Origin of the sequence: Spirosoma foliorum (assembly GCF_014117325.1) — a bacterium.
In the GTDB taxonomy this organism is placed as follows: domain Bacteria; phylum Bacteroidota; class Bacteroidia; order Cytophagales; family Spirosomataceae; genus Spirosoma; species Spirosoma foliorum.
Genome location: NZ_CP059732.1, coordinates 730135 through 747808, shown reverse-complemented (window position 1 = coordinate 747808; position 17674 = coordinate 730135). Strand labels below are relative to the sequence as shown.

Below are 17674 nucleotides of genomic sequence, written 5' to 3'. Positions count from 1 at the left end.
AGAAGACCGTCAATAAACCGGCGAATTGATTAGATAGGCTGTTGGCGCCCAACTACCCTTATGAAAAAACTCCTCTATTTATTTGCCTGGGCAACGTTATTTTCTACCGCATCTGCCCAACCCACTACCTCCGATCCGGTCGCTCTGGTCAATCCATTAATCGGAACGGATTCTAAGCCGAGTTTGTCGAATGGAAATACCTATCCGGCCATTGCATTGCCCTGGGGAATGAATTTCTGGATGCCCCAGACGGGCAAAATGGGTGACGGATGGGCCTATACTTACACTGCCGATAAAATTCGGGGGTTTAAACAAACGCACCAGCCGTCGCCCTGGATGAACGACTATGGCCAGTTTTCACTCATGCCGATAACCGGAAAACTCCGAATTGACGAAAACGAGCGCGCCAGTTGGTATTCACACAAATCGGAATTGGCAACTCCCTATTACTACAGCGTGTATCTGGCCGACCACGACGTTACAACCGAGCTGACTCCCACCGAACGAGCGGCTACGTTTCGGTTCACCTTTCCCAAAACCGACCATTCGTATATGGTGCTAGACGCCTTTGATAAAGGCTCTTACGTGAAAATCTTGCCGAAGGAGCGTAAGATTATTGGCTACACAACCCGGAACAGCGGTGGCGTACCAGCCAATTTTAAAAACTACTTCGTCATCTATTTCGATAAGCCATTCACGACGGCGCAGGTCTGGCACGAGAAAACGATCACCAAAGATTCACTGGAAATACAATCGGATCATGCGGGGGCCGTGGTCGGTTTTAAAACCAGCAAAGGCGAGCAAATTCACGCTAGAGTAGCTTCGTCGTTTATCAGTCTTGAACAGGCCGAACTGAATTTGAAGGAGTTGGGGACCGATTCATTCGATACGGTTAAACAGAAAGCCAGACAAGCTTGGAATAAAGAACTCGCCCGAATTCAGGTTGAAGGCGGCACTCTTGCCCAAAGGCAAACCTTTTACTCCTGTTTGTATCGCTCACTCCTGTTTCCCCGAAAATTTTACGAACTGGATGCCGCCAGGAAAGTGGTGCATTATAGTCCTTACAATGGTCAGGTGATGCCCGGCTATTTATTTACCGATACGGGTTTTTGGGATACGTTCCGTTCATTATTCCCTTTTTTGAACTTGATGTATCCTTCATTGAACGTCCAGATTCAGGAAGGTTTAGTCAATGCGTATAAGGAAGGAGGTTGGCTACCCGAATGGGCAAGCCCTGGTCTGCGGAACACCATGATTGGCTCCAATTCGGCGTCTATCATTGCAGATGCCTACCTGAAAGGAGGACGTGGGTACGATATCAATACATTGTATGAGGCCGTATTGAAAAATTCGGAACAAGAGGGGCCATTAGATGCCGTTGGTCGGCGGGGAGCCAGTTATTACAATACGCTGGGTTATGTACCTTACGACGTAAAAATCAACGAAAATGCCGCCCGAACACTGGAATATGCCTACGACGATTTCACCATTTATCAGCTGGCCAAAGCCCTCAAACGCCCTCAGGCCGAAATCGACCGGTTTGCGAAACGGAGCCAGAACTACCGGAATTTATTTGATAAGCAGACGGGGCTGATGCGCGGCAAGAACCAGAATGGAACTTTCCAGTCGCCGTTTAATCCATTCAAATGGGGTGATGCCTTTACCGAAGGCAACAGCTGGCATTACACCTGGTCAGTTTTTCACGATGTGCAGGGATTGATTACTCTGATGGGTGGTCGGCAACAGTTCGTTACAAAACTAGATTCCGTTTTCACTATTCCACCTGTGTACGACGAGAGTTATTACGGCAGCGTTATTCACGAAATCCGGGAAATGCAGATTGCCAATATGGGCCAGTATGCCCACGGAAACCAGCCGATTCAGCACATGATTTACCTGTATAACTATGCCGGTGAGCCCTGGAAGGCCCAATACTGGCTTCGGGAAGTGATGAATCGGCTCTATTTGCCAACGGTTGATGGCTATTGTGGGGATGAAGATAATGGGCAGACATCGGCCTGGTACGTATTTACGGCTATGGGTTTTTACCCTGTTTGTCCCGCAACCGATCAGTACGTTCTGGGGGCTCCCCTATTCAAAAAGGTAACAGCGAAATTAGAAAATGGCAAAGAGCTGATTATTAAAGCGCCTAACAATAGCGACCAGCATAAGTACATCAACACACTACGCCTGAATGGAAAAACTTATTCAAAAAACTGGCTGAGCCATAAAGAATTAACACAGGGAGCCACACTGGACTTCGATATGTCGACAACACCCAATCGACAACGGGGCATCAAACCGGAAGATTTCCCCTATTCATTTTCAAGTAAATAGAACGCTGATTTTTATGAGAGTTATGATTAGAATTATACTAGTTTTTTGTCATCTCTCCTGAGGTCGGGATGACAAAAATAACATTATAAATAACTGAAAATCAATTGACAATTCCAGATACTATCCATTATTCACGTTAAATAAGATTCGCGGTGAACCGTGGCACGGTTCACCGCGAAAAGCTTATTTAAACAGCACCGGTAATCATAAAAATCAGCGTTCTTTGAATTTCATATCACCATTTTGGTGTTCTATCAGAGTTACATATACCATTTACTATTTTAAAAATCTTCGCAAATGAAAACAAACATTGGCATTTCAGCAGAGAACAGAGAAGTAGTCGCTCATCAATTAAGCAAGCTTTTGGCCGACGAATTTGTATTGTATACAAAAACGCTGAACGCTCATTGGAACCTGGAAGGGATGGATTTCCATTCGGTACACCTCTACTTCGAAGAGCTCTATAATGAGTCGGCCGAGATTGTGGATAATGTAGCTGAGCGCATCCGCCAGTTAGGCCACTACGCCCCCGCTACGCTGAAGAATTTCCTGCAACTAACGCACCTGACCGAACAGGACGAAGACGGTAACGATAGTCGGAGCCTAATGAAGAAACTGTTGAGCGACCACGAAAGCATCATTGAATTCATTCGCGGAAACATCAATGAGTTTGCCGATGCGCATAAGGATGCCGGAACCAGTGATTACATTACGGGTCTAATGGAAAAGCATGAAAAAATTGCCTGGATGCTTCGGGCACACCTGAAGTAAATTAGAAAATGAATAATGAGAAATGGATAATGCATAATGTCACTAGCAGCCATTATGCATTATCCATTTCTCATTATTCATAATTCATTGCTCATTATCAATAAACATTACCTATGAAAGCGATTGTTTTAAGCGATTGGGGTGGCGTCGAAAATTTCGCCATTCAGGAAGTACCTACTCCAACCATTACTCCCGATGAAGTTCTGGTGAAGGTCAAGGCTTTTGGGGTAAATCCGGCCGACTTTAAAACGCGAAACGGCACAACGCCCTACTCGCAGAGCTATACTCATCCCATCATTCTGGGTTGGGATATGGCTGGTGAAGTGGTAGAAACGGGAAGCAACGTAACGACGTTTAAGCCGGGCGATGCCGTTTATGGTATGGTTAACTTTCCCAAACCGGGCAATGCCTATGCGGAATACGTTGCCGCTCCAGCCGACAATCTGGCCCATAAACCTACTCAGTTATCATTCGAAGAAGCTGCGGCTGCCCCTCTGGCTGTACTCACGGCCTGGCAGGCGCTCACTGAACATGGGCATCTCGAAGCCGGTCAGAAATTACTGATTCAGGCGGCATCGGGTGGTGTTGGGCACTTAGGCGTTCAACTCGCCAAAGCAATTGGCGCCTATGTGATTGGGACGGCTTCGGGTAAAAATGAAGCCTTTGTCCGGTCGTTGGGTGTCGATGAGTTTATCGATTATACCACAACCGATGTCGAAAAAGCGGTGAGCGATGTTGACCTTGTTTTCGATACAGCCGGTGTCGATACGGTTTTCACCTCTGCGAAGGTTCTTAAACCTAACGGCCATTTGATTTCGATTGCTTATGGAGCTATGGATAAAGTATTGGCTATCCGACCCGACATCAAAGCAGAACGCACACAAGTGCATACCAGCGGCAGTGATCTCGAAACGATCAACCAGTTCATTGCCGACGGAAAATTAAAAATTACGGTTAGCCAGGTGCTCCCCGCTGAACAGATTGCCGATGCCCATCAACAATTAGAAAGTCGCCGGACAACCGGAAAAATCGTCCTGACATTTTAATTCTGAGGATTCTATAGGATTCTTTCGATTCTTTTTTGATAATCGATGGGAATAGAATCGAAAGAATCCTATAAAATCCTCAGAATCAAACTACTCCCTTGACTCAAAAACTATAGTGTGTGGGGGGTAAGCTAACCGTTTCCCACCAGTAGGCCCGTAATTCCTGAAAATAGAATAACCAATCCGAAAAAGTAGTAGGCTTTACCAGATAGGAAGAAACGCCCAATTGATAGGCCTTTACTATGTCGGCTTTATCTTCCGATGAACTGAGCATAACAATGCGAATCTGATTGATCGGCGAAGGCATTTGCTTGATCTGTTTAAGTAATGTCCAGCCATCTTCGCTGCTGGGCAAGTACAAATCCAACAGGATCAGTTTTGGAATTTCCCATTCCTGATAATGCCACTCATTAAGAAGAGTCATTGCTTGAATCGGCGTAGCAACCCGAACAAGAGTTACTTCGGGGAGCGATTGCTCCATAGCTTGCCTGGTCAGTAGCCAATGATCATCATTATCTTCAATAACAAGTATCTTGGCAAATCTGAAATTGGCTTTAATAAGGGAATGAGGATCATTACTCTTCATGACAAAGTGGCTAGGTTCTCACTTAATAATATATTGATTAAGTAGATTGTTTAGCCGTTCCGTCAATCTTATCAAATTTCACTACGAACGATACCACCCAATAGCATTTCCCAGCCAGATGAATTTTTAGTGCTCAATGATCTACTTTCAGAACTGCCAACGGCAGAAAAGTAAATAACTCCTTAATCGCAATACCTCCTCCCTGGCACTTCCCTTTGTCTTTATTTAATCGATTTTCCCAATGGACAGGCGCATCGGCAGGTAGTACTAGCCGAGTGTCTTTCCAGTCTAAAGATACGGCATCGACTTGCTGCTCCCGGCACACCGAAGCCAGTCCTAATGGAATAACAACCACGTACCACAACTGCTGATACAGGCGCGCAAAAGCCAGCACGTTTTCCTTATAAAAACCCTCTACCAACAATGGTTTGTAGCCTCCATTGGCAAAAAGCTCAGGTTGCTGATTTCGTTCCGTTAAAAGGCGATGTAACAACCAGAGTTTGATCCGTGCATCGTAGCGATTCTGCCATAACTCAGGCCACAAATCGTCGTTGGCCTCTAGCAATATCAGCTCATCAAGCCATCGTTGGCGCTGTTCGAAATCAACGGGTCGGCGGTTGTCGGGATCGACCAGACTTAAATCCCAGAGTTCGCAACCTTGATAAACATCTGGAATTCCCGGACAAGTGCATTTTAAAACCACCTGCACTAGTGAATTGATAATCCCGAAATCGGCCACGCGCTGGTGAAACGCTTGAAAACGAGTCCAAAATGGCCGTTTCTGGTCTAATAACGTCTGGGCAAAGGTTTTGGTAGTTTCTTCATAAACTTCGTTCGGATCAGCATGCGATGAATAGCGCTTGGCCTCGCGCAAGGCTTTCTGTAAATACTCCGTCAAACGATCAGCGAAATCAACTTGCTCATTAGCCGAATCTACACCCGGCATCGGGTAAGCCCCCACTAGTGTTTGATAAATGAAATACTCATCATTTCGGTCGGGAGCATCCAGGGGCTGGTTAAGTCGTAGCCATTGGTTTACTTCTTCAATCCATTCATCGGCCAGATCAGTTAGTACGTTAAGTCGGCTGCGTACATCTTCTCCCCGTTTCGTATCGTGTGTTGACGTGGCACTGAGCGCCAGTGGCCAACTGGCCTGCCGCTCGCACATTTTCTGGTGAAAATCAGCTATGGCCAGCCCAAAGAATTCCGGAGAGTCACCAACTTCATCATGTCCGATAAAGCGATTGTAGGTGTACATGAGCGTATCTTCAACGCCCTTCGCCATGAGCGGCCCCGTAAACTGCATACACCGCTGATAGAAGTGAAGGGCCCGATTGTTATAGTCGGGCTCACTGGTTAGTGGCTTTATCAACAGCACATCGTCCAGTAAATCAAGAGCGGATATCAGTTCTGGTTTACGGCTTCGTATCTGATCTAAAATAGCCCGTATTGCCTTCGCTTCCTGATTATCCAATGGCATGTCATTCCCGAAATAACGATACACAGGACACCAAATCAGAAACTCACCAATGGCAGCTTTGAGTGTTTCAGGCTGTACGACTTTTAATTGATCAGTATCAATCAGGTTCAAATCAAGCAGGAGCTGATGCAGATTGGTCAACTCCCCACCCATGTGTTCGTGCAGGATACTGGCCTTTTTATCGTGCAGTTCCAGATGAAGGTGTTTCTTCTCTCCCAGCAACTGCCGATAAAACTGCGTGAAGGCTTGTTGGCTACGGGTTTGCGTAAGCAGATTATTCAGAAGCGACAAATACTGATAGCCGGTTGCCCCCTGAATTGGCCAGTACGGCAGCAACTCTTCACCCTGTTCCAGTATCTTCTCAACAACAATATATGCATTCGGTCCGGCCAGTTCCCGAAGTCGATCCAGGTATTGGCTGGGATCATACAGTCCGTCGATATGATCAATACGCAACCCCTGAAACAGACCTGATTCGAGCAGCTTTTTCGTGTAACGGTGAACGTGTTCAAAAACGACTAGCTCCTGAATGTTCAGGCAGATCATGTTATTGACCGTAAAAAAGCGTCGATAATTAATCTGATACTCGGTTTCGCCAGAATAGCACAGCCTATACGCCTGATCATCAGCAATTTGACAAATAAGCGCCGGATTCGTATTCACTGCTTTCAGACCGGATTTCAAGTAGTCATCGACAGTCGGTTTTTTCAACAAATCAGCAAGATTCTCCTGTAATTCAGCGCAAAAACTGGCATACATTTCGGGCTCAATAATGGTATCTAATTTATCGAATTGCTGAATTAGCCCTTGAATCGACTCGTCTACGCGGTCTGTATCAGCCTGTAAAATAATCTTATAGGAGCGGAGATTAATCGGGTAGATTGCGTCCTGATAGGTTAGTACGAAACGCTTGTCCTGATAAGCGACGGACAGTTCTCCCCGGCTAATACATTCGGCCAAATTGGCACCTAACAGAGGAACCATCAATCGTCCTTCGTAAACGGAGCTTGTCCAGTCAATATCAAAAAATGACGCGTAAACCGACCGTTGCCCTTTTTCCAATACGTCCATCAGCCAGGCATTATCCGGATGGAGGGCCATGTGATTCGGCACAATATCCTGAATCCAGTTTATCCCTAGTTCTTGAAGTTGACGACTAATTGCTTTTAGTTGCTCTTCGGTACCGATTTCTGGATTAATCCGGTCCGGATTTACAGCATCATACCCATGCATACTGCCCGGAACAGCTTCAAAAATGGGCGAAGCATACACCGTTCGAATTCCCAGTTTGTTCAGATACGGGATAAGTCGCTCAAAATCATGGAAGGTAAAGTTTTTGTGAAATTGGACCCGGTAAGTGGAAATGGGGTTTATCATGAACTTACACGTAAAGGCTTGAGGGAAATTTATTCGACTACCCTAATTCGACCGGATTGGCAAACCCAGATTTTTATGTACGGTCCTGAGTCAGCCACTCAGTTCTTTAGTTACCAGATCTGCTGGAACCAGGTAATCTAACAATGTGCAGCCAGAATTGGCAGATACGCTCAATAGTGTTTTCAAAAAGTATGGACCCATTTGGCATCGACACCACTGAGTTTGCCTGTTTTTGGTAGCCATTAATCACCAATTGTTCGGTTGGCAAAACCATCAGTACAACAGGAATTCGACTAAGCTGGCTGTCGCTTTTTAACCGTTGCAGGGTGTTCAGTCGCTCCGTTGTTTGCGTTCTAGCATCTAGTATAATCAGCAATGGGTACTCTGATTCGGGCAGTTGGCTTAGGATTTCTGGCAGAAACGTACTTTCCTGGGCAATGTGAATATGATAGGAAGGCCATTTCCCCCGTAGCGATTGCTCGGCTAAAGAAGCCCTTTCCTGATCACTTGTAACCAGAAATACAGAGGCCACGGCGGGTTCCTGAGACTGCCCATCCAGGGGCGTACTCATGGCCTCAGACTGGGTATCCAATGGTTCCTCGCGACTGTCTTTCGTAGAATGCTTCAGCAACGACTCTACTACCTGAAGCCATCGTCGACGACTAACCGGGAATACTTCGCCACTATCCAGATGCACCTTGCCCGACATTTTTTTGTGCGGAGGCTCATCCAGGCTTTTTACATAAGCCGGATTGATCAGCACGGTTTTATGAACCCGAATGAAATCGGGTAGCTGACTTTCCAGATAACTAATTGGTTTAGCCAGCAATTTCTTTTCGCCATTCCGAAAATAAAGCCAGCAATAGTTATTAGCGCCTGAAAAATAAGCTATTAACTCTGGATGCTGGAGAGCTGGTTTAATAACACTCATACGTTAACCTACCTCCTATATCATTATGTACGCCCCTAGTCTACCTTACTACTAAACGAATAAATAGCCATTGGGTTTACTACTATTGGCATGCGTTTACTAGCCCCAATAGGTTGAGTGTAACCGTTTATACGCTTACTAATAACGTAGTAAACCACTAATTGATCAGTGATAATAACTATAACCAGCAGTCGCCTGGTTAGGTTAGGTTATTGAAAATTTACTGTCATTCGTGCCAGGATAAGCCGGTTCATGGCCTCCCAGGTGCTATCCCAGGAATTAGCCAATAAAAACGCATCGACAGCTGTCCAGTCGTCAGACATCGTATGATGAAGCGCCTTATCAATGGCCTGCTCAAAAGCCTCAGCCGTATCAGCGATAAGCACCGGCGCCCATCCTCCATAGGTACTAATCACATCCTGAATGGACGTTGACACAACGGGCAATCCGGCTGCCAGATATTCCGGTGTTTTGGTAGGGCTGATGTAGCGGGTTGCTTCATTGAGCGCAAACGGCATCATGGCCACATCCCATTGATTAAAATAAGCAGGTAGGTTTTCATACGGTTTCATGCCCAGATAGTGCAGGTTGGGGCCTTTAGGCAAATGTGCTGGATTAATTTTCACTACCGGCCCTAACAACACAAATTGCCAGTCAGGCCGCTTCTGGGCCAGTTCGCCCAACAAACCAATGTTCATCCGCTCGTCAATTACCCCACAAAAACCAATACGTGGCCCGGCAATTCCGATAACGTCTGCAGGTTCAGGCAATGAGTGCCGGGCTGGCTCGAAATGATTATAGTCAATGCTACTTGGAAACGCAAAGACGCTGTCATGCCGGGTTTTCTTGGCTTCGTATAAGCTCATTCCGCCCGTAAAGACTAAATCGGCCCGGTTAAGCAACTCCTTTTCTTTGTCCAGCAAACTCCGGGGTGCCCCTAAAAAGGCCGACAACTCGTCCATACAATCATAGATAGTCAAACGGGGCGTCAGATGATCACTAAAGGAGAGCGCCATGGGGGTATAATACCAGGCGATAAAATCACGAATCGAATGCTGCGCAATCAATTGATTTACGGCTTCCCGTTGCTGACGAATTGCCTCCTCGTGACTTGTTCCATGTTTCAGAAAGGGCACCACAACTGTTAGGGTCTCGCTGACAGGATGAAACTCTAATCGGTCTTCGTGGCTATAAATAGGCTCTTCAATAAACCAGACCCGCCAGTTTTGGCTGGCCCGGCTAAGGAGATGTTGGGGACGCTGATAAACGAAATTCCACCGAAGGTGCGAAAAGCAAAGTAAATCAGTTACTTCTCCTGCTGATTCATCTGGACTTTGTGATTGTTTTACGACTTCCGATTTAGCTAGTTCCTGATAGCCTGCGTGTACTGTTGAGTTAGGTTGATATTGAGTCATCGGTTGTATAGAAAAAACATAGAATAGCGCTTTCTGGCTCCTGTCCATAAAAAGCCAATGCCTTAACTCGAGAAACTCGTACAGCTATTGGCTATAAACGCAGAACTTGAAGGGGTACCAATGACTATGAACTAGCTGGGGCCAACTTTGTTGCTTCTGTGAGGGAGTGGTACCGAGAATTCTTTTTTTGCGTCAATTAACCTGGCCCTTCTACTTCTTAGAGAATGCCTAAGTTTCATAAAAATAGTCTAGGTTTTACCCCCACCCCCTGAAGGGGGCTTATTCCCACGATGAACTAAGCCCCCTCCAGGGGGGTGGGGATAGGGTAAATAAATGAAAAACTAATTTTTAGACAGCCTCTTAAACAATCTGCGAGGCTGTCGATTTAACAAGACATGAACGCCACGCAGGAAGCTACGTCTACTATTTCACGCCTACCAATTGATAGCCCAAGTCTGTTAAATCCATTGATTGATCGGATAGCGCTGGCCGCTCCGGATACAGATCAGGAAGGGGCTTTTCCTGAAGATGCCTTTCGCTGGATGGCGGAAGCGGGGTTACTGGCGATCACTCTCCCCGGCCATGATCTTGACTTTAGATCGGGGCAAACGGCTCGATTACTGCATTTACTTAAACGAATTGGGTCGGCTAATTTAGTTGTCGGTCGGGTCTACGAAGGGCACATCAATGCGTTGTATTTAATTCATCTCTTTGCTACACCCGATCAACGTATACGCTGGTATACCGACGTGATTCAACATCATCGATTATTCAGTGTCTGGAATACACAAGCCGATAACGGCGTACAGATTGAGGGAGTCAACACCCCGGCAGGCAGTACAACCTATCGACTGTCGGGAGCCAAAACATTTTGCTCTGGGGCTGGCTGGATTCAACGCCCCTTAATTACTGGCGAATTACAAACACGTGACCAGCAAGGAGAACAACGCAGAGGCTGGCAAATGACGATTGTACCAACTGAGCAAGTTTCACCGATTGCGCAGAACAATCAGTTCTGGCAACCGCTGGGCATGCGGGCATCGGCCAGTCTTAAACTTGATTTCACCGGCATTGAGGTAAGCGATGCAGACTTACTCGGACAACCCAATGACTATTACCGGCAGCCCTATTTTAGTGGTGGCGCCATTCGGTTTGCGGCCGTACAACTTGGCGGAGCGGAAGCTATGTACACAGCAACCCGACAATTTCTAACGATGCTGAAGCGCACCGACGATCTATTTCAGCAAACACGGCTCGCCGAAATGGCCTTTTTACTAGAATCGGGCAACCAATGGCTTGAAGCTGCTGGCAATAACACCGATCGCTGGCTGGCCGAAGGAGCTGATTGGACAAAGATCGTAGCCTACGCCAATATGACTCGAACAGCTATCGAAGAAATCTGTCTGCGGGTAATGCCACTAGCCGAACGGTGTGTAGGGGCCAGAGGACTACTCCGTCCGCACCCTTTTGAACGCATCCATCGCGACCTGACCCATTACCTGCGCCAACCCGCTCCCGATGCAACGTTGGTAGATATTGGAAAATTTGTACTCACAAACCCACAACCTGCCGATGAACTTTGGCGTTAATCAGACCCACCGGCTAGACGATCTGGCAAAACCGCTCACGAATCTACAAACCATTGGTTCAGCGTTAGTAGTGGCTCCTCACCCGGATGACGAATCGCTCGGTTGCGGAGGTACGATTGCCCAGTTACGGCAGCTAAATTATGCCGTACATGCTGTATTTGTCAGTGATGGTACCATGTCGCACCCACACTCAAAAGCGTATCCGGCAGAGCGGTTGCGTAATTTACGTGAGTCGGAAGCACGCGAAGCGCTACACATTCTGGGTGTTGCTCCAGACACCTGTACGTTTTTGCGCCACCGAGATCGGCAGGTACCGACTGTTGGGGTGGCTGGCTTTTCGGAAGCCGTTACGCAGCTAGTGACGCTGATCGATCAGCTAAAACCAAGCACCGTATTTGTACCCTGGCGACGGGACCCTCACCCAGATCATCGAGCCTCCTGGCAGATTGTCCAGGAAGCGCTCAGGCAACTGGCAACGAAGCCCAGGCTATTAGAATATCTGATCTGGTTATGGGAATTAGGCACCGAAGACGATATGCCTGACCCTGCTGACATCCTGGTATGGCGCGTTTCGATTGATTCCGTAATGAACCAGCGAAATCGGGCTATTGCGGCTCACCAATCGCAGGTAACTCATCTAATCAATGATGATCCAAGCGCTTTTTATCTGTCGCCGGAATTACTTACCCATTTCGATCAACCTCGTGAGCTTTTTCTAGAGGACAAACCAAATCGTTAAGCCAACCTATGTCAACTCAATTATCAACCTTAGATCAAGCCTATTTCGATCATGTTTATCAGGCGAACGACGATCCCTGGTCATTTGCCACCAGCGACTACGAACGTCAGAAGTATAAAGCAACACTAGCCGCTTTGCCCAATGCGCACTACGACGATGCCTTTGAAATTGGCTGTTCTATTGGTGTATTGACCCAAATGCTGGCCGACCGATGTAGCCGACTCCTGGCCGTTGATGCCAGCGTGTTACCCCTAAAAGCGGCTCGCGAACGATTGGCATCCTACCCTGGCGTAACGATCCAGCAGATGCAACTACCCAATGAATTTCCCGACAGCTCGTTCGATCTAATTCTATTGTCAGAAGTTGGGTACTATTTGGCCATACCCGATTTGACACGTACCCGACAATTGCTGATTGATCACCTCAACACCAATGGCCATTTACTACTGGTTCATTGGACGCCATTTGTACACGATTACCCATTGACCGGCGATCAGGTACATGATTTCTTTCTGGAAGCCGCGCAACCCAATGGTCCATTAATTCATTTAACCAACCAGCGTGAATCAACTTATCGATTAGACTTATTTCAGAAGAAATAAATCAACTCCCTAATTTTCAGAAATTTAGATCGAGTTCGAGATTAGGCTGTGTTTTTTGCCCCGTTAGGGGCTCCACAGCGTAGCGTCGGTAGAAGAGGGGAATTATCAGCCCCGTTTGCGTGCCGTAGGTACGTAACCATCGTCAATCCGTTACGTACCTATGGTACGCTTCCAGGCGATATCTATTTTTACTACCAACGCTACGCTGTGAAGCCTCTAATGGGGCGAGAAACGCTCGATTCAATACTAAAAGCCAGTCTGGGTTATCTTTAATTCCGAACTCACTTTAATTTACCCACAAACAGAGCGTTACCGCTGTCCGCTGGTACGCAGAAATAGGCGCAGGTCATGAATAGCCGTTGTAATTGGAACCAGTGGCCATAACGAAGGCCACTTGCCCTTAGCCATCTGTTCCTCTACGCGTTCCCAAAGTTGCCCAAAATAACAGCTTTGTACTACTTGTTGCTGTAGCCAATCCGTATCGACCAGTAGGTTGGCTGCAACTCCGTCTAGTTTGGTAGTCGGTAATTCAATAGCACGACGTTGCCAGAGTTTTCGTAGATCGTGCCGGTTCTGTATTCGTCGAATAATGGCTCCAGCGGACTCAGCCAGTTGACATTTACGAGCCTGATTCATAGCTTCCCAATAGCGCAATTGCTCCGAAAAACCAACCTCAACCCTACCCTGCATCCGGGTAGAAGTTGTAACGCGCACCTGCGGACTCTTACGAACTCGGATATCTGTTCGGAGTAGGGCTTTATACAGGGCTTCATCTTCCAGACAAGCCACCTTAGGTAATCCACCAACCCGCTGATAGGCCGAGCAGGTTAAGGCAATACTGGCCCCAAAATGCTGAAAATGACGAGGCCAGGGATCAGAAGGTGATGGATCAAGATAAGCTTCCAGTTGCGAAATCAACATGCGATAGGTAACATCACGTAGATGGTTGATACGTACGGGATTGGTATCAGGTTGGGTTAAAATTCGCCCCCCAACCGCTTCACAACCTTTACTAATTTCGGCCCGAATCTGAGCGATCCAGTACGTATCGACTTGTGTATCAGCATCTGTAGAGGCAATAATTCCCGGCGGGTTATTGACCGATAACAGCCGCTTGCAGGCTTCATCCATCAGTAATCTTCGTGCCGTGCCCACATTAGCTTTTTCAGAAGGCAGTTGAATATTGGCAATTCGAAGCGGGAAAGTTGGGTACTGTTGTTGGTAGCGTTCTGCAATCGTCAAGGAATGATCGGTGCAATTATTTAGTAGCACCAATACTTCATACCGGTTTACAGGCATTGGTCTGTCATCAAGTTGCCGTTGCGTACGAAGCGCATCCAGTGCATATACCAGATAATTAGCTTCATTCCGAGCCGGTATAACGACGGCCATCTGCAATTGGGGGTCAGGTGGATAGCCTTTAAAAAGTGAGAAGGATTGGGATAGAGAAGTAGTCAAAAAAGCAGGCGCAGACTGCATAGGTTCATTTTCCTGCTTTGATGAGCCAGGTTGGCCATACAGGTTACCTCACAACCAAAAGTTCGCTCTATTGTTGACAACAACTTGGCAACGGTCGGTTGCTTTACAACAATATCGCTTGCTGACAACAAAACCCATGAACAACAGTTTAGTCAAGTTGATAGCCCAACGGCATCTTACTCAACGACATTATGGAAACCTTTGAATTTCGCCCCAAGGCTGACGCTATTCCGGGGCAGCAGCTTCCTTATCCGGCCCGCCAGTCGGATATGAACCCCGCACCGGATAGTAATCTCTCGAACTACAAAGCAGCCGGAAAACTTACCGACAAAATTGCCATCATTACTGGAGCCGATTCGGGCATTGGTCGGGCTGTGGCCATTGCGTTTGCGATGGAAGGTGCCGACGTAGCCATTGTCTATAACGAGAATACCGACGACGCCATGACTACCAAACACATGGTGGAAAGCAAAGGTAGATCCTGCCTGGTCATTCAGGCCGATGTGCGGAGTTCGGCGGCTTGCCTGGATGCTGTCAGACAGACGGTGGATCGCTACGGAAAATTGAATATCCTGATCAACAATGCGGCTTTTCAGATGGCACAGGAAAGCATTGAAGATCTAACAGAAGAACAATTCCGGCGGACGTTCGAGACCAATATATTTGGCTATTTTTTCATGGTAAAAGCCGCACTTCCACATCTTCAGGCGGGCGATGCTATTGTGAATACGGGCAGCATTGTCGGAATTGTTGGCAATCCGATTCTGGTCGATTACACCGCTACGAAGGGAGCCATTCATTCGTTTACCAAGTCGCTGGCTATTCAGTTGGGGAAACGAAATATTCGGGTCAACTGTGTGGCACCCGGCCCTGTCTGGACGCCCAATATTCCCGGAACCATGCCCGAAGACGAGGTCAAGAACTTTGGTCACGAAGTGGCTCTCGCCCGCCCTGGTCAACCCGAAGAACTGGCACCAGCTTATGTGCTGTTAGCCTCGAGTGAAGGTAGTTTTATTACGGGTAGTATCGTTGAAGTAACGGGCGGAAAACTAGGATAATCGAGTATGCACGATCATTATCCCGAAGGTACCGTTCGCGCCTTATTAGCTACCGATCTGGTTACAGAAGCAACCCGTCAGGCGTTGGTTAAGCGGTTAACAGCCTCACCTCAGCCCCCGAAGTTTTTCACAACCAGCGAGTTCGCCCTGTTAGAAACCATCTGCAATCGACTGATTCCGCAGGGAGCTGACGATGAACCAATTGATATTGTAGGTGGTATTGACCAACGACTAGCTAACAACGAATCGGATGGCTGGCGGTACGACGTTATGCCCGCCGACGGCGATGCCTATCGCCTGGGACTTGCCGGGACAGATGAAACGGCCCAACTGCTATTCCAGCAGCCTTTCCAACAGCTCTCCGACGATCAACAGGACGATGTTCTCCTGAACATACAGCGAGCCACCGCGCCCGGCAAAACCTGGGAACACCTGCCTGCTGGTCGCTTTTTTGAAGAACTCCTGGCCGAAGCCACGCACCTCTATTACAGTCATCCACTAGCTCAGGAAGCCATTGGTTATGTAGGCATGGCCGACGTGCCGACCTGGCAACGCATCGGCCTGAATGAGCTGGAAGACCGCGAACCAAAACTAGTTAATGGATAATGAACAATGAGTAATGAATAATTGACTGCAATTAGGTAAAAATCGCGGGCAGTCATTAATAGCGTATCACTCATTATCCATTTTACATTATTCATTATGATCTCAGAAACCGTTGATGCTGTTGTGATTGGCACGGGTGCTGGTGGCGCTCCCTTATTGGCACGGCTAGCGGCTGCTGGCCTGAAAGTCGTGGCGCTCGAAGCCGGAAAGCACTGGAACCCAACCACCGATTTTGCCACCGACGAAAAGTCGCAGGAGAAGTTATTCTGGAATGATGAACGACTAAGCGCTGGTCATGATCCGTTGCCTTTCGGGAGTAACAATTCCGGTACGGGCGTGGGGGGCTCTACCTTACATTATACAGCCTATACTCCTCGCGCTCAACCCGATGATCTTCAACTCCGTACGCATTTTGGCGTTGGCGAAGACTGGCCCTTCGGCTTCGATCAGTTAGAGCCGTATTACGACGAAGTTGAACAGTTTTTGGGCGTTTCGGGACCGTCACCTTATCCGTGGGGTCCTGCCCGTAAACGCGCTTATGCGTTAGGACCATTGCCCATTAATGGAGCGGGGCAACTAATGGAACGAGGCTGTAAAAAACTCGGCATTAAGACCTCACCAGCAGCCAACGCAGCCTTGTCGGCAGGTTATTATCAGGAAGGCGTCGGACATCGACCTGCCTGCGCCAATCGAGGGTTCTGCCAGGCGGGTTGTACGACGGGGGCCAAAGCCAGTATGGACGTGACTTACATTCCGTTAGCGCTCCACCACGGCGCCGAAATCCGATCAGAAAGCTTCGTGACGCAGCTACTTCAGGATGCATCCGGCCGAATTCGGGATGTGATTTATATCCGAAATGGTCAGGAAGAACGGCAGCGTTGCCGGTTTGTTTTCCTTTGCGCGGGTACCATCGAAACAGCCCGATTGCTGCTCCTGAATAATCTGGCGAATAGCAGCGGCCAGGTCGGCAAGAATCTGATGGCCCATACCGGTTTACAGGTCTGGGGGGAATTTGAGGAAGATGTACGTCCCTACAAAGGCATTCCCGGTGCGCTGATTTCGGAAGATACACATCGACCCGATCAGGCCGATTTTGCAGGCGGCTATCTACTCCAATCTATTGGGGTAATGCCGCTTACATACCTTACGCAGATGGCGCGGGCGCGGGGGTTGTGGGGACAAGCGTTAAAACAGGCCGCATTGGCCTACAACCATGTGGCAGGCATTAATATTCTCGGCGATTGCCTTCCTTATAAACACAATTATCTGGAATTAGCCGAGGAAAAAGACAGTCGCGGCTTGCCTAAACCGCGTATTTATTTCTCGAATGGAGACAACGAAAAACGAATGACTGCTCATGCCGACAAAATCATGCGCAACATCTGGGACGCAGCTGGGGCCAAAAATGTCTGGGCTTTCCCCCGAAACGCGCACGTAATTGGTACTTGTCGAATGGGCACTGATCCCGATAAAGCGGTGGTGAACGCCGAAGGTCGATCATTCGATATCCCGAACCTGTTTATCAGCGATAACTCAACTTTCCCTAGTGCGTTGAGCGTTAACCCAGCCCTGACAATCATGGCCTTATCGCTCCGCACCGCCGATCGATTTTTAAAGAGCGAAAGAGCGAAAGAGTGAAAGAGCGGGTCGTTGCTTAC

At 47.8% G+C, this 17674-nt stretch carries 14 protein-coding genes; 9 read left to right on the top strand and 5 right to left on the bottom strand.

From position 1 onward, the window contains the following. The first annotated feature begins 60 nt into the window (after positions 1 to 60). From H3H32_RS03115 to H3H32_RS03105, 3 genes are all read left to right on the top strand, one after another. A complete protein-coding gene (locus H3H32_RS03115; protein WP_182461220.1) occupies positions 61 to 2337 on the top strand; it encodes a GH92 family glycosyl hydrolase in 2277 nt (758 codons plus the stop codon). A gap of 297 nt (positions 2338 to 2634) precedes the next feature. After that, entirely contained in the window at positions 2635 to 3108 is a 474-nt protein-coding gene (locus H3H32_RS03110; protein ID WP_182461219.1) for a Dps family protein, read from the top strand. Positions 3109 to 3221: 113 nt separating this feature from the next. Then, positions 3222 to 4154 (top strand): NADP-dependent oxidoreductase, encoded by a 933-nt coding sequence (locus H3H32_RS03105; RefSeq protein WP_182461218.1) that lies wholly within the window; start codon positions 3222 to 3224, stop codon positions 4152 to 4154. Between the two features lie 103 nt (positions 4155 to 4257). Here H3H32_RS03105 and H3H32_RS03100 read toward each other — a convergent pair whose 3' ends face one another. The 4 genes from H3H32_RS03100 to H3H32_RS03085 all read right to left on the bottom strand — a co-directional run bounded on the left by H3H32_RS03100 (position 4258) and on the right by H3H32_RS03085 (position 9943). Beyond that, positions 4258 to 4740, bottom strand: a complete 483-nt coding sequence (locus tag H3H32_RS03100; protein ID WP_182461217.1) for a response regulator — start codon at positions 4738 to 4740, stop codon at positions 4258 to 4260. A gap of 133 nt (positions 4741 to 4873) precedes the next feature. Then, positions 4874 to 7597, bottom strand: a complete 2724-nt coding sequence (treY, locus tag H3H32_RS03095; RefSeq protein ID WP_182461216.1) for a malto-oligosyltrehalose synthase — start codon at positions 7595 to 7597, stop codon at positions 4874 to 4876. 106 nt (positions 7598 to 7703) lie between these two features. Then, on the bottom strand, positions 7704 to 8528 hold the full coding sequence (locus tag H3H32_RS03090; RefSeq protein ID WP_182461215.1) for a response regulator transcription factor: 825 nt from the start codon (positions 8526 to 8528) through the stop codon (positions 7704 to 7706). 209 nt (positions 8529 to 8737) lie between these two features. Further along, positions 8738 to 9943: a glycosyltransferase family 1 protein gene (locus tag H3H32_RS03085; RefSeq protein WP_182461214.1), complete on the bottom strand. Its 1206-nt coding sequence runs from the start codon at positions 9941 to 9943 to the stop codon at positions 8738 to 8740. A 395-nt stretch (positions 9944 to 10338) separates the two neighbouring features. Here H3H32_RS03085 and H3H32_RS03080 point away from each other — a divergent pair, with 395 nt between their 5' ends. Genes H3H32_RS03080 through H3H32_RS03070 form a run of 3 tightly spaced genes read left to right on the top strand, consistent with a single transcriptional unit; the run spans position 10339 to position 12873 of the window. Beyond that, positions 10339 to 11532, top strand: a complete 1194-nt coding sequence (locus H3H32_RS03080) for an acyl-CoA dehydrogenase family protein (protein WP_182461213.1) — start codon at positions 10339 to 10341, stop codon at positions 11530 to 11532. Beyond that, entirely contained in the window at positions 11516 to 12271 is a 756-nt protein-coding gene (locus H3H32_RS03075) for a PIG-L deacetylase family protein (RefSeq protein WP_182461212.1), read from the top strand. The genes H3H32_RS03080 and H3H32_RS03075 overlap by 17 nt, the downstream gene beginning before the upstream one ends. 8 nt (positions 12272 to 12279) lie before the next feature. Continuing rightward, positions 12280 to 12873, top strand: coding sequence for a class I SAM-dependent DNA methyltransferase (locus H3H32_RS03070; RefSeq protein WP_182461211.1), 594 nt, complete (start codon positions 12280 to 12282; stop codon positions 12871 to 12873). Positions 12874 to 13182: 309 nt separating this feature from the next. On the opposite strand, the gene H3H32_RS03065 is transcribed toward H3H32_RS03070, so the two are convergent. Beyond that, positions 13183 to 14265 carry a glycosyltransferase family 2 protein gene (locus H3H32_RS03065; protein WP_240543638.1) on the bottom strand — a complete coding sequence of 361 codons (1083 nt, stop codon included), beginning with the start codon at positions 14263 to 14265 and terminating at the stop codon, positions 13183 to 13185. A 278-nt stretch (positions 14266 to 14543) separates the two neighbouring features. Between H3H32_RS03065 and H3H32_RS03060 the strand changes: the two genes are divergently transcribed. From H3H32_RS03060 to H3H32_RS03050, 3 genes are all read left to right on the top strand, one after another. Next, the gene (locus H3H32_RS03060) at positions 14544 to 15410 is read left to right on the top strand and encodes an SDR family oxidoreductase (RefSeq protein ID WP_182461209.1); all 867 of its coding nucleotides are present in this window, start codon (positions 14544 to 14546) and stop codon (positions 15408 to 15410) included. A 6-nt stretch (positions 15411 to 15416) separates the two neighbouring features. Then, entirely contained in the window at positions 15417 to 16016 is a 600-nt protein-coding gene (locus H3H32_RS03055; protein ID WP_182461208.1) for a gluconate 2-dehydrogenase subunit 3 family protein, read from the top strand. Between the two features lie 96 nt (positions 16017 to 16112). Then, positions 16113 to 17654, top strand: coding sequence for a GMC family oxidoreductase (locus tag H3H32_RS03050; RefSeq protein ID WP_182461207.1), 1542 nt, complete (start codon positions 16113 to 16115; stop codon positions 17652 to 17654). The last annotated feature ends 20 nt before the right edge of the window (positions 17655 to 17674 follow it).

Excerpts from the sequence above, each read along its gene's own strand:
- H3H32_RS03115 (WP_182461220.1), top strand. The coding sequence starts at position 61 with ATGAAAAAACTCCTCTATTTATTTGCCTGGGCAACGTTATTTTCTACC.
- H3H32_RS03110 (WP_182461219.1), top strand. The coding sequence starts at position 2,635 with ATGAAAACAAACATTGGCATTTCAGCAGAGAACAGAGAAGTAGTCGCT.
- H3H32_RS03105 (WP_182461218.1), top strand. The coding sequence starts at position 3,222 with ATGAAAGCGATTGTTTTAAGCGATTGGGGTGGCGTCGAAAATTTCGCC.
- H3H32_RS03100 (WP_182461217.1), bottom strand. The coding sequence starts at position 4,740 with ATGAAGAGTAATGATCCTCATTCCCTTATTAAAGCCAATTTCAGATTT.
- treY (WP_182461216.1), bottom strand. The coding sequence starts at position 7,597 with ATGATAAACCCCATTTCCACTTACCGGGTCCAATTTCACAAAAACTTT.
- H3H32_RS03090 (WP_182461215.1), bottom strand. The coding sequence starts at position 8,528 with ATGAGTGTTATTAAACCAGCTCTCCAGCATCCAGAGTTAATAGCTTAT.
- H3H32_RS03085 (WP_182461214.1), bottom strand. The coding sequence starts at position 9,943 with ATGACTCAATATCAACCTAACTCAACAGTACACGCAGGCTATCAGGAA.
- H3H32_RS03080 (WP_182461213.1), top strand. The coding sequence starts at position 10,339 with ATGAACGCCACGCAGGAAGCTACGTCTACTATTTCACGCCTACCAATT.
- H3H32_RS03075 (WP_182461212.1), top strand. The coding sequence starts at position 11,516 with ATGAACTTTGGCGTTAATCAGACCCACCGGCTAGACGATCTGGCAAAA.
- H3H32_RS03070 (WP_182461211.1), top strand. The coding sequence starts at position 12,280 with ATGTCAACTCAATTATCAACCTTAGATCAAGCCTATTTCGATCATGTT.
- H3H32_RS03065 (WP_240543638.1), bottom strand. The coding sequence starts at position 14,265 with ATGGCCGTCGTTATACCGGCTCGGAATGAAGCTAATTATCTGGTATAT.
- H3H32_RS03060 (WP_182461209.1), top strand. The coding sequence starts at position 14,544 with ATGGAAACCTTTGAATTTCGCCCCAAGGCTGACGCTATTCCGGGGCAG.
- H3H32_RS03055 (WP_182461208.1), top strand. The coding sequence starts at position 15,417 with ATGCACGATCATTATCCCGAAGGTACCGTTCGCGCCTTATTAGCTACC.
- H3H32_RS03050 (WP_182461207.1), top strand. The coding sequence starts at position 16,113 with ATGATCTCAGAAACCGTTGATGCTGTTGTGATTGGCACGGGTGCTGGT.